The organism is Vreelandella arcis, assembly GCF_900103865.1.
Lineage (GTDB): Bacteria > Pseudomonadota > Gammaproteobacteria > Pseudomonadales > Halomonadaceae > Vreelandella > Vreelandella arcis.
The window spans coordinates 254,306-266,126 of sequence record NZ_FNII01000007.1 but is presented as its reverse complement, the minus strand read 5'-3'; the positions used below and the strand labels follow the sequence as shown (position 1 = coordinate 266,126).

Annotated in this window: 15 protein-coding genes; 5 read left to right on the top strand and 10 right to left on the bottom strand. The window is 54.2% G+C overall.

The features are described from left to right. The 3 genes from BLR97_RS10730 to BLR97_RS10715 all read right to left on the bottom strand — a co-directional run. Positions 1-236: transposase (locus BLR97_RS10730; RefSeq protein ID WP_422821918.1), on the bottom strand; the 236-nt coding region annotated here is incomplete at its 3' end. 78 nt (positions 237-314) lie between these two features. Next, positions 315-593 carry a hypothetical protein gene (locus BLR97_RS10725; RefSeq protein ID WP_089706146.1) on the bottom strand — a complete coding sequence of 93 codons (279 nt, stop codon included), beginning with the start codon at positions 591-593 and terminating at the stop codon, positions 315-317. Between the two features lie 205 nt (positions 594-798). Further along, complete coding sequence (locus BLR97_RS10715; RefSeq protein WP_089706140.1) at positions 799-1,125, bottom strand: DUF427 domain-containing protein; 327 nt, start codon at positions 1,123-1,125, stop codon at positions 799-801. 167 nt (positions 1,126-1,292) lie between these two features. Between BLR97_RS10715 and BLR97_RS19735 the strand changes: the two genes are divergently transcribed. Next, positions 1,293-1,451, top strand: coding sequence for a hypothetical protein (locus tag BLR97_RS19735; protein WP_170833013.1), 159 nt, complete (start codon positions 1,293-1,295; stop codon positions 1,449-1,451). Between the two features lie 27 nt (positions 1,452-1,478). On the opposite strand, the gene mmuM is transcribed toward BLR97_RS19735, so the two are convergent. Together mmuM and BLR97_RS10705 are read right to left on the bottom strand one after the other, a co-directional pair. Beyond that, entirely contained in the window at positions 1,479-2,447 is a 969-nt protein-coding gene (gene mmuM, locus BLR97_RS10710; RefSeq protein ID WP_089706137.1) for a homocysteine S-methyltransferase, read from the bottom strand. 244 nt (positions 2,448-2,691) lie between these two features. Then, complete coding sequence (locus BLR97_RS10705) at positions 2,692-3,168, bottom strand: helix-turn-helix domain-containing protein (protein ID WP_089706134.1); 477 nt, start codon at positions 3,166-3,168, stop codon at positions 2,692-2,694. A 187-nt stretch (positions 3,169-3,355) separates the two neighbouring features. Here BLR97_RS10705 and BLR97_RS10700 point away from each other — a divergent pair, with 187 nt between their 5' ends. Continuing rightward, positions 3,356-3,838, top strand: coding sequence for a DUF2938 domain-containing protein (locus tag BLR97_RS10700; protein WP_089706131.1), 483 nt, complete (start codon positions 3,356-3,358; stop codon positions 3,836-3,838). Between the two features lie 15 nt (positions 3,839-3,853). Here the strand turns inward: BLR97_RS10700 and BLR97_RS10695 are convergent, their stop codons facing one another. Both BLR97_RS10695 and BLR97_RS10690 read right to left on the bottom strand, forming a co-directional pair. Next, a complete protein-coding gene (locus BLR97_RS10695; protein ID WP_089706128.1) occupies positions 3,854-4,453 on the bottom strand; it encodes a glutathione S-transferase N-terminal domain-containing protein in 600 nt (199 codons plus the stop codon). Then, positions 4,453-5,664, bottom strand: coding sequence for a YbfB/YjiJ family MFS transporter (locus BLR97_RS10690; protein WP_089706192.1), 1,212 nt, complete (start codon positions 5,662-5,664; stop codon positions 4,453-4,455). The genes BLR97_RS10695 and BLR97_RS10690 overlap by 1 nt, the downstream gene beginning before the upstream one ends. A 149-nt stretch (positions 5,665-5,813) precedes the next feature. Here BLR97_RS10690 and BLR97_RS10685 point away from each other — a divergent pair, with 149 nt between their 5' ends. Beyond that, positions 5,814-6,707: a LysR family transcriptional regulator gene (locus BLR97_RS10685; protein WP_089706125.1), complete on the top strand. Its 894-nt coding sequence runs from the start codon at positions 5,814-5,816 to the stop codon at positions 6,705-6,707. Positions 6,708-6,717: 10 nt separating this feature from the next. Here the strand turns inward: BLR97_RS10685 and BLR97_RS10680 are convergent, their stop codons facing one another. Further along, complete coding sequence (locus BLR97_RS10680; protein WP_089706122.1) at positions 6,718-7,602, bottom strand: LysR family transcriptional regulator; 885 nt, start codon at positions 7,600-7,602, stop codon at positions 6,718-6,720. 121 nt (positions 7,603-7,723) lie between these two features. Between BLR97_RS10680 and gstA the strand changes: the two genes are divergently transcribed. Beyond that, on the top strand, positions 7,724-8,329 hold the full coding sequence (gene gstA / locus BLR97_RS10675) for a glutathione transferase GstA (protein WP_089706119.1): 606 nt from the start codon (positions 7,724-7,726) through the stop codon (positions 8,327-8,329). A gap of 486 nt (positions 8,330-8,815) precedes the next feature. After that, entirely contained in the window at positions 8,816-9,760 is a 945-nt protein-coding gene (locus tag BLR97_RS10665; protein WP_089706114.1) for an RpnC/YadD family protein, read from the top strand. Here BLR97_RS10665 and BLR97_RS10660 read toward each other — a convergent pair. Beyond that, positions 9,757-10,467, bottom strand: coding sequence for a haloacid dehalogenase type II (locus BLR97_RS10660; protein WP_089706111.1), 711 nt, complete (start codon positions 10,465-10,467; stop codon positions 9,757-9,759). The two genes, BLR97_RS10665 and BLR97_RS10660, sit on opposite strands and share 4 nt — an antisense overlap. Further along, the gene (locus BLR97_RS10655) at positions 10,448-11,683 is read right to left on the bottom strand and encodes an MFS transporter (protein WP_089706108.1); all 1,236 of its coding nucleotides are present in this window, start codon (positions 11,681-11,683) and stop codon (positions 10,448-10,450) included. The genes BLR97_RS10660 and BLR97_RS10655 overlap by 20 nt, the downstream gene beginning before the upstream one ends. Between the last annotated feature and the right edge of the window lie 138 nt (positions 11,684-11,821).

Genomic DNA, 11,821 nt, shown 5'->3' with positions numbered 1-11,821 from the left:
CAGCCCATGGCCCGTTGCAGCACCACGGTACGAACTTGGCTGGCCAGAGAGTGACGGATACGCTGCGGGTCGCGCTGATCGACCAGATTATCCTCCAGTGCGTCAATGACACCGCTGTTGTCGAGCGCTTCGCGGAGCAGCAGAGCACCGCTATCACTGGTGGTGCGCTCACCGCTCATTTCGACGCGGATAGACCCGTTGCAGGAGGGAGTCCAGGGAGATAAGATTTCACCCATAGCGAATGGCCTCTTGGAATCGTGTTCTTGCAGGAACTGTATGATTCTATTGGAGTTTACCATTCGCTATCTTCGTTTTCAGCACTCCCTCATGAATATCCCAGGGTTAATTTTGATGTTTTTTTCTTGCTTACCTCTCTTTAATCGATCGTACAGCCAAGACGAAAATAGGCTTAGCGCGATGGTGCTACCCGAGCTAATAACGAATGTGGCGACTTGATTCGCTGCGGCCATCAATTCGGGATCCGCACCATCAAAAGCGACGACTCTGCGCCCAACTTGCAGTCCGTCTATATCCAGTGACTGCAAGTCTTTCGCCAGCTCAACATCCTCTGTCTTTATTTCGATTCGACTCATAAAAGCTAATTCCTAAACTTAACAGCGTATTAGACGGCGCGCTCTATGCTTGAATGAACGTGCTGGCACTTTTTTCCGATAAATGCAGCCTGCCAGATTTTCCCAACCCTATGATTATTTTGGCTATTAGCTTTAATTAAGCTGCATATCCAAAATTCGCGCGCCTGCTGCATTTCCCGGCACGTCCGCTCAGGTTCGAAAGACATCATTCTTTCTCTTCCTCACCAAACGCCACCCTACCCGCTATCGCTTCCATCCATTCAATCGGCTGCTCGTAGCTCCAGGCAATGTCTTTTTTGTCACCCAGCGAGAAATACACCGTGTTGCCTTTAAACGGGCAGTGGGTGGTCTTTTCTGAGAGGGTGAGTAAATTCATCCGGACATCTTCACGCGGGAAATAATGGCGCGGCGGGTAGCCGGTTTCGCGGAGTTCGAGGGTTTGGGTACTCTTTATAACTTCCACAAGCAGCTTGCCATGCACCTGCACGCGCTGGTTAACGGGGTGAAGCTCGATGCGAGGTGCCTGTGGCATTAGGTTGTTCCCTGCGGCGTTTTTTCGCTTTAGTAAAATGAGCCTAGCAGTTGGCTCCGTTGAATCCCACGCTTGCCTCATTAAACTTTAGGATACGGACATGACCTGGTTCATGTTGATGCCAGTGCTACCGCCCTACCAATGTCTTTGGCTGGAGTAATAAATGCTTGGGTATTGAGAAAGGACGTTTGGAAGGGATTCAGGAAGGCAAGCAGTGCGCTTTGGAAAGCCAACGCAACGCGGCTCGTAAGCTGATCGCTCGCACTGAAATGGATGATCAGATGATCGCGGGCATCGAAGAGTTGCCCGTCGAAGAGGTGGAGTAGTGACGGGCAGAGACTCAGCATTAATGCCTAAGCAAGCTGGCGTGACCGCCGCCACTCGGCCAGTGCTTGAATATCCTCCGGTGTCGTCCGGCAGCAACCGCCAATGCCTGACGCGCCTGCCGCCAGCCAATGCTCCACCCCTTGTGCCAGCCCGGAAAGATCGGCAGCGGTATGATCGCATTGGGCCGGGTGCCAGGTTTTGGTCACCGGGTCGTACACTTCCCCCGAGTTGGGGTAGACCAACACCGGCAGATCGCACTGACGCCGGATCGCCTGAATCAGCGATTCAATGTGGGGCAACGCCGTGCAGTTCACGCCGATCGCCGCCACGCCTGGGCAGTTGGCCAGGGCTGCCGCACATTCCTCGATCGGCGTGCCATCGCTGATGTGTTGGCCATCCTTCGCTGAGAAGGTGATCCAGGCCTGCGCGCCCGGATGCTCGGCCAGCAAATCGGTGATCGCCATTGCTTCCTCTAATGAAGGCAAGGTTTCAGCGGCTAATAGATCCGCCCCCGCCGCCAGCAAGAGTTCAAAACGCTCGCGGTGAAATTCAACCAACCCGGCGCGATCCAGATCATAGCCGCCCCGGTATTCACTGCCATCCGCTAGATAAGCGCCATAAGGGCCGACGGATGCGGCCACCAGCGGTTTGGGGCGGTCGCTTTGACCGGGCTGCCAGACCGCATCCCGCGCCTGTTGCGCGAGCGTAACCGATAACTGAATCAACGCCCGTGCCTCTTCTGCCGTCAGCCCCGCCTGCATAAAGCCCGGCACGGTGGCCTGATAGCTGGCGGTAATCGCACAATCGGCACCGGCTTCAAAGTAAGCCTGATGAACCTGACGGATCTTCTCCGGGGCCTGAGTCAACAAACGCGCCGACCAGAGAGCGTCATTGAGGTCGCAGCCTAGCGCTTCCAGCTCGGTGGCCAAGGCACCGTCGATAACCATAAAAGGCACGTCTGCCAACAGGGCTTTGATCGGATTCGACTCACTCATAGGGGGCTGTTCCTCAACGGGGTTGTGTGCATGGTGATATCCCTATCTTTGGCTTAACGCGGCAGCAGACGCCCAGCGGCCTGACTTAAAGGAGCACCATTTTAGTGCATCTCGCCATTTCAAAAAAGTATAAAAGAAAGCTTATATATTCTTATTTTGAATACATAAGCCGGGCACGGGTGATAAGTGCTGGAACCAGCGCGTCACCACCCACTGCTAGGCGATCACTCCGTCAGGAGTATTTTCAGTCTCTACCAAACGATGATGCCTTGCGATTACCCCCTCCACCCTTCCGCTTCGTGCGGGCCTTTTTCTGCTCACGCCCTCGCATCGCCTGGCGCGTTTGTGCAATCCGCATCAGACGTTGAAAGGTGGGGCATTCCAGATGACTTGGCGCCGTACAAGTCACCACATGACGCAAACCATCACGTAGTGCTGTCAGTTCTTTGATGCGGCGATCCAGGAGATCCGCCTTGGCACTCACCATCTCACGGTCTATTTCCGGCTGTCTTTCAGAACCCAGCATTTCGCGTATCTCAGCCAGCGAAAACCCCGCGACCTGCCCCAGCGCAATCAGCGACAAGCGCGTCAATACGTCCGTTTCGAAAACGCGACGCAACCCATTGCGCCCAACTGATCTGATCAGCCCCACTTCTTCGTAATAGCGCAGTTTCGAGGCGGGAATGCCGCTTTTGCGGGAGAGTTCGGCAATATCGAGCATGGCACTTGACTTCAAGTTGACTTGAAGTAATAAGCTACTTCGCCTCACCCTCGCCTTCAAGGAGATTGAGGAAGATGCCTCTTTTCAATAATCAGGTTCGTTTCACCCACAGGGTCAGCCCTGCGTTTACGCTATTGGCAGTCGTTCAGGCCACACTGATTATCACCATCACCTTGGTTGCCCCGAAATGAACGGGCTGCTGATCGATGCTCTATTGCTCGGCGTTGGGGCGACCGCTTTCATGGATATCGTAGCGCTGTTGCAAAAACGCCTGTTGGGTATCCCCTCACTGAATTACGCGATGGTCGGTCGCTGGCTGGGTCACTTGCCGAACGGCAGATTTATCCATCGACCTATCGGCAATAGCGCACAGATCCAAGCAGAAGCGCCTCTAGGGTGGTTTGCGCATTATCTGATTGGGATCGCTTTCGCGATGACGTTCCTGGTACTTGTTGGGCCGGACTGGCTCGCCCGACCTACGCTCATGCCTGCGTTAGGTTTCGGTGCGATGACGGTGCTTGCGCCTTTTCTTGTCCTGCAACCTTGCTTGGGCGCAGGGATCACCGCCCGTAAGGCACCTCAGCCAAACACCGCTAGGCTTCGCAGCCTTGTGGCACATTCCAGCTTCGGTTTTGGTCTATGGATTGCGGGCTTGGGATGGTTGCTTTGATGTGGTCAGCCTCTACTAACAGAATGCCGTCTGCTGGAAGCTCTTTGTTGCGACCATGCCAGCGTGCCAAACCTGAAGTTGTGGATACGCTTCTTTCCAGCGCACCTCTGGCAACCTGAAAGCTAAGTAATCGAGCGCAACGGCTATAGCGATTTCACCGAGATTAACTGACGAGGCAAAGGTTTTTTTAAGCTCGCCGTCCAGTTGTTTTAAGATTCGCTGTATGGCTCGTTGGCGTCTTAGCCCGAGTTCGCTCTCTTCAATCTCGTTGCCATAATGCTTTCTTGCAATCACGGTCGTGAAAGCGGCATCCATCAGGTTTTGACCCAACCCAGCCAGGTGCAACACATCACCCAAACACGTTGAGGGAATCATTGGCTTGTTGGGACTAACGCCATCCAGATAAACGGCAATCAGCATCGACTCGCTTAGCGTGGTGCCGTCCTCCGTTATCAGCGCCGGAATACGCCCAGCGGGGTTGGCCTTTAATAGAGCGGCATCGTCTGCCCAGGGGTCGCACCATTTCAGCGTAACGGCTTCCGCTAAACCTTTTTCAATTAAAACGATTCGCGCCAGGCGCGCATAAGGCGACGTTGCGTTCAGGTAGAGTTCCATTATTGCTTCCTGTTTTGAACAGTGAGATGGCTGTGGCGCTGTTGCACACCACGGCTTAGAAGCACCAGCAAAAAGCCTCCGGCTAGCATGAGGCCGCCGATGGCAAACAGTGGCGCGTAGGTACCCCAGAGCTCGTAGAGCGCTGACATGGCATAACCCGCCACCGCTTGGGCGGCAGCGAAGGCGGCGGTGGCCTGCCCCCAGAGCTTTTTGTGGGCGGTCGGCCCTACCAGCTCAGCAAGGCGACCAGAGGTGAGTGCAACAATGCCGGGGATCATCGCCCCCACCATGAAAGAGGAAACTGATTGACTGAGGAGTGCTAGCGAAAACACCGGCAGCGAGACGGCAGCGGCCTTCGCCACAAAGGCGATCGCTAAACCACGATGCCAGCCTATTCGCTGCGCCAGTGCGCCTACCATGAACGGCCCACACAATGCCCCCAAACCAAAGATGCCCCACTGTAGGGAAGCGGCTTGATTACCCAGTGCATTTTCCCTGGCGAGATAGTCCACCCAGAACACGGTATGAGGCACAAACCCAACCGCATCCAGGGCATAAGCACCGATGACAAGCAGCACGACCACCTTTATACCCGCATAACCCTTGCGACCATTGCCCCCTGGGTTAGCCATTACAGGTGAAGCTAAGCGAGTGATGCCTCGGTCGCATATAAAACCCGCAACAATGCAGAGCAGCCCCAGCGTGCCCCAAGTGAACGCTAGGCTTAACTCAATGAGTAACGGCACGATGAAGGCCGAAAGTAGTGCCCCTAGACCAATACCGGTAAACACCATGGCACCGACACGGGTTCGCCCTTCAGGCGGGGTGGCCGCCAGCGCCAGCGAGGGGCCAACGACCATTAAGATGGCTCCGGCAATGCCAGATACTAACCGCCAGAAGAAAAACCAGGTGAAACCGCCCTCCCCGGCGCAGAGCATAAAGCTTAGCGCGATACCCGCGAAACTTGCGCAGACCACCTTGCGAGGAGAAAAACGCTCGCTCAGCGAGTGGGCTGCGAGTGCGCCGATAAAGTAACCCAGCAGGTTGGCAGCCCCCAGGTAGGCTCCTTGGCTTGCGGTGAACCATCCCTGTTGAATAATCGCGGGCAATAATGGCGTATAGGCAAAGCGAGCAATGCCGATTCCAGCCAACGTCGCCATTATCCCGGTTAACAGCGCGGGCAAGTCTTGGCTATTAAGTTTGCTATTCATCATGTCGCGTCCTTTTCGTGCCGCCATTCGAACAAGGTGGGCAGCGCGTTGGTACACAGACAGACTACGTGCGAGAGAGGGTTTTCTAGAAACGATTAGTTTTGATAGCTACTATCTTGTTTAGAGATAGCCTGACAGGGAGATGGCGCGTGCAACTTAAATCGCTGCGACTATTCATGGCGGTGGCCGAAACAGGCAGCTTCGTGGCGGCCGCAAAACAGCTACACACCGTGCAATCCAACGTGACGGCCCACATCAAGAAACTCGAGGAGGAGTTAGGTGTACAGCTCATTCACCGTGCGGGGTTAGTCCGCCCGACGAGTGCTGGTTTAGCGCTGTTGGAATATGCTGAGCGCATGGTGACTGCCCATGATGAAGCGGTATCGCTGTTTAAGGGCCAAGATAAGACCTGCGGCCAGCTACGCATAGGCGCCATGGAAACCACGACCGCGCTGCGCCTTCCGCCGATACTGGCGGCGTACCACGCAGCGCAGCCTGAGGTTGATATCAAACTCAAGACAGGCCCAACGGCTGAACTGGTCGAATGGTTGCTAAACGGGCAGGTGGACTGCATATTTGTGGCCGGGCGTATCGAGCATCCCCGCTATCACTTGCTCAAAGCGTTTAGCGAGCAACTTGTGTTAGTGGGCTCAACGCCTATGACGACGATGCCCTCTTCACAAGAACTGCTGACGTCGGCCTTTCTAGCGTTTCGCCAAGGGTGTAGCTATCGTCAGCGTATCGAGTTATTGCTGGCATCCTATGGCGTCAATGCAGGCCGAATTTTTGAGTTCGGTTCACTGGACGCGATGCTTGGCTGCGTTGCTGCCGGGATGGGTTACACGGTACTACCCCGTGGGACGGTCGAAGCTCACCAACACCGTTTCGAAGTTCACTACCTGGAATTGCCCACGTCCATCGCTAATATCGACACTTATTTTGTCGCCCCCGAACAGGAATCCTGGACGCCAGCCTTGGCAAGCTTCGCTGAGACGTTGCGTGACGCGGTGGTGGTGGATGAGCCTCAGTTGACTGCGTCGTGAGGTGGGTATCCTATGGTGGCGTTTTGTGATTTGCTACGTGTTGCCAGAAAGTCTCGACAAGTTTCAAGACCGGTGTGGCCGTTGCAGGGACGAGCCCAAACCTTCGATAAATCGGCTGTGTTAGCGATAACACGCGTAAACCACGCTGATCTTCGGGTAGTGTTGATTCCGGCACGATGGCGACTCCCATTCCTTCACGAACCAGTACACAGGCACTGACCCAGTCACGTACCGTCACACGGATATTGCTCAACGCTACTCCCCTCTCTTGAGCCAAATGCTGGGCGTTCACCGCGCAGCCCCCCGTTGCGAGAATGAACGGCTGGGTAGCGAGTTCTGCAAAGTCGACACCTCGTGCGGATGCACGGCGCGCCATGGGGTGAGCCGTTGGCACCACGGCTACCCAAGCATCGCAGCCGAGTATCAAGGCTTGGCGTTCCGGCGTAGGATTCAGCACCACGCCAAGGTCGATGGCGCCACTAGCTAACCATGTCTCGACTTCTTCATCGGTACCTTCCAGAGCGACGATGTCGATACCGGGATGGCGCTGTCGAAAGGAGCCAAGCAGTGCAGGGAGACGAGTCGAGATTACAGACGGGAAACTAGCTAATCGAAGACGGCCACTCCCTATACCTTTCTGCTCATCGGCCAAACCACCAATCGCGTTGAGGCTCGCCAACATACCACGCGCGTGCTCGACAACCGCATCTCCAAAGGCCGTCATGCTGACGTCTCGTCGCGAACGGGCAAATAGCGGTGCTCCCAGCGTTTCCTCCATTTGTGCGAGCGCCTGGCTGGCGCCGGATTGAGTCATGCCAACACGCTCGGCACCTCGTGTGATAGTGCCAGTGTCCGCGATGGCGACAATCAAGCGCCAATGGGAGAGATTCATCATGTCAGTAGCTCAGCTAATGGCTAACTCGTGAGATATTAATTTTACGGTGATTAAAAGGATCCGCACACTTTTGAATTGTTAGCGGTAGCTAATCTCTTTTTTATCACTATAAAGGAATCCCATGAAGCTGTATTACGCCCCCGATACCTGTTCGTTATCGCCTCATATTGTCCTGCGTGAATTGGCGCTGTCTTTCACGTTAGTGCGTGTCGACAACCAAACAAAAACAACAGAGGATGGCCGAGACTTCCTCACCATCAATCCCAAGGGCTATGTAGCGGCTTTGGAGCTAAAGGATGGGCAGATCCTGACCGAGGGGCCTGCCATACTCCAGTACCTAGCTGATCTATCGCCGGAGGCGAACCTTGCTCCACCACTAGGAAGCTGGGGGAGAGTTCGTCTTCAAGAGTGGCTGGCTTTCATTAATAGCGAGATTCACGCTGGATTAGCGCCACTGTTTAACTCCAGCCTACCCGAAGAGGCCAAGCATGTGTTTCGCGATAAGACCTTCAAGCGCTTTGACTATCTCGGCAGTGTTCTTGAGTGTAACGCTTACCTGATGGGCAAAAACTTTTCTGTCGCGGATGCCTATCTATTCACAGTGTTAGGTTGGTGTCGGTTTTTCGACATTGACCTGGGGCATTGGCCGACGCTGACAAATTATGTATCACGTGTGGGTGAGCGACCGTCGGTTCAGGCTGCTCAGAAAGCAGAGCAGCAGAGGTGAAAAGCTGGGAGTGGCGATAATTTGCATCACGGCCAACAAGCACCAGTATCTCGCTGCACTTATGATTGATGGCCTATTCCTTGAAAGTGCCACGACTAAACAGTCTAATCATATCCATTGGTATAGGGCAGTCGAAGCCCACCAACTCCAGGGCGGGATTCCCACACTGGAGTTGTCCACGTCCATCGCCATGATCGCTACCTACTTTGCGAACCAGAGTCCTGGACACCCGCCCTGGCAAGCTTCGCTGAAACGTTGCGTGACGCGGTGGTGGTGGATGAGCCTCAGCTGACTGCGTCGTGAGGTGGGTAGAAGAATTCCGGGTCTTATTCAGGCCTTATTTACAAAATGGGCAGCACCCAGCCCTAACATGGTTATCTCCTCTCTTGCTCATGACCAATAGTTGCTTCCCGAAGACCCGCTATTTATTCTTAGATATCTTTTTTTGCGAAGCGGTAGCGTATCGCATTGATACGGGGGGAATGCATGAGCGATCCGGAGGATAGTCGCCGCGGTGATCACGACAGCCCATGGAAGATGGCGCTGGAAGCGTATTTTCAGGAGTTTCTAGGGCTGCTGTTCCCGGCTATTCATAAGCAGGTGGATTGGTCACAGGGCTACAGCTTTCTTGACAAAGAACTCCAGCAGATCACTGCTGATGCGGAAAGCGGTAGGCGCTATGCCGACAAGTTGATCAAGGTGGCTGCCCTGGATGGCATTGAGACCTGGGTATTGATCCATGTTGAAGTACAGGGCGAGCCTGAAGATAGCTTTGCCAAGCGTATGTTTACCTACCAGTACCGGTTGCGTGACCGCTATAATATTGATGTGGTCAGCCTTGCCGTACTCGCAGATACCCGCGAGAGCTTCCGGCCCACGACCTTTCACTATCAACGCTGGGGATGTGCGCTATCCTTTACCTTCCCCACGGCTAAACTAATTGATTGGGAAGCGCACTGGGCAGAACTGGAAGCCAGCGACAATGTCTTTGCTTTAGTGGTAATGGCCCAGATACAGGCCAAGCGCGTGAAGGAGAACGCATCGCGAAAGGATACCAAAGTGGCCCTGATCCGGCTGCTCTACGAGCGAGGCTACAGCCGCGATCAGGTTTTACGACTGTTCAATATCATCGATTGGATGATCCAATTACCTAGAAGTTTAGATCCTGACTTTGCACAGGCGGTCTACGCCATACAGGAGGAGAAGCACATGCCTTACGTCAACACGATTGAGCGACTGGGTATTGAGAAAGGACGTCAAGAAGGACGTCAAGAAGCGCAACAAGAAGCTGAGCAGCGCGCATTGGAAAGCAAGCGTAATGCAGCCCGTAAGCTAATCGCTCGCACCGAAATGGATGACCAGATGATTGCCGACATCGAAGAGCTGAGCGTCGAAGAAGTAGAAAACTTGCGGGCCGAGACGCAGCACTAAGCTCGCCTTCTATCTCTTATTAGCCGCTCGCTCAACGCGACGAGGTCTTCAGCCACAAAATCCCATGCTTCTTCGGCTTCTAAATCTTTGCTCTGTTGAGGGCCATACTCTGTACGACGGGGTATGAACGCCGTTTTCATTCCTAATGCACGGGCAGCACGCAGATCCGCATTATGCGCCGCACACAGCATTACCTCTTCAGGCGGTAGGCGTAGCAGACGGCAAGCTCCTAAATAAACCTCCGAATCAGGCTTGTAGTGTTCGAATAACTCGGCGCAAAAAATCATATCCCACGGTAGCTTGGCATGACGGGCAACATCGACCATTAATGAGACATTACCGTTGGTCAGCGTTGCGATGATGGTGTGCTCTTTTAAGCGTTGTAGGCCATGTGGGACATCCGGCCAGGGCTCTAATTGGTGCCAAAAGTAATTGACGCGATCAATGGTCGCTTCGTCTAGCGCAATCCCATGTTGATTGAGTAGTTTGACTAAGCTTTCTCGATGCAGATCATCTAATACCGTCCAGGGGATTTCCCCTCTGCGTACCCTGTCCATGGAAGGCGCATAAAGCTGACGCCATTGATCAGCCAGCACGTCACTAGGCAGTTCAATCCCCAACTCTTTCTCTAGCTCATTGAACTGATGAATCAAACTGGAGCGCCAATCAACAATAGTGCCAAATACGTCAAACACGATCGCTTTCATTATTTTCTCCTTGCCGCTGGATGGTCATTAATAGCCCCAATAACGTCATGGCGATCAGCAGACTCCAGCCGAGCATAAAACTGCCACTTATATCTAACAGCCACCCAAGGAGTGGTGGTATCGATACAATCGCCAGTTGGTTAATCGCCATGGCCAGGCCTAGCACAAAACCGGTTTTATCAGCAGGTGCAGACTCAGCCACATAAGCTACCCAAGGGCCGTACCAGCCAAAACCAAAAAAGCCCAGCCAGGCCATCAAACCGCTCAGCATGAGCGTTGAGGGTAGCGGCAGCCAAACCAATACCAGCAGCCCTACGATTACCGCCACCATGCACACCATGACCGGAAAATAGCGCGAGCGACAGCGGTCGCTCCAGGCCGCCAGCAAAATACGCCCGGCAACCCCGGCCCCCTGGGCTACGAATAGCAACGTCGCCGCCTGCAGTACCTCCATCTGCAAGCGGCTATGCAGATAGAGCACGGTAAAAATCAAAATGCCGTATTGAACCGAGATTAAACTAATACCGGACGCCATAATCTGCTTCATGGCCGGTTCGCGAATCATCGCCAGTCGAGATAAGACGACGTTTGTTACACTACCTTCAGAGGCTCTTGCGACCGGCACTACCCCACCAGGGGTACGGTAAAAAAGCATAAAGACCAACGCCCCGAAGATCGCAATCAGCCCACCCACCAGAAAAGAGGCACGCCACCCCCAGTTGATCGCGACGGTTGGTAGTATGATCGCGGCCAGCGCCCCACCCAGCGGCAAGCCTGCCTGGCGAATCCCCATGGCAAAACCACGCTGGGATTTGTCAAACCAAGCGGCTACCGATTTGCTACCGCCAGGCTGAGCGGTACTGTAGCCTGCCCCTACAATGACCAAAAACAGCAGCATGGCCCAGTAACTCTCCGCCAGCACGGCAGCGCTAAGCGCAATGCCCACAACGAGGGTTCCCACTCCCACCACCAAACGCTCACTGAACCTGTCCAGCAGTTCCCCGGCAACTAACAGCCCGACTAAAGGCACCAGTTGAGCAGCAGAGACCAGCGTCCCAATCTGAAATGCAGAGAGCGCCATATCTGCTTGTATATAAACGCTGATGGCACCGATACCTTGAACAAAAAAGCATGCTGCTGCTTGAGCCAGGGTGGCTATCAGAAGAATGATCCAGCGGTAGTTTTGAGCAGAAGTTATCGGCAGCAGTATCGTCATAAGGGTTCTCAGCGCATTGGGCTTTTCCCAAGCATTAACCCTTTTTGGGCGTTAAGCCACGACGATATCGCAACGCCTATTGCCAAATCAGCAAGCACCGCGACTTTTCTGGCTAGATTGCGATACCGGATAAAAGAG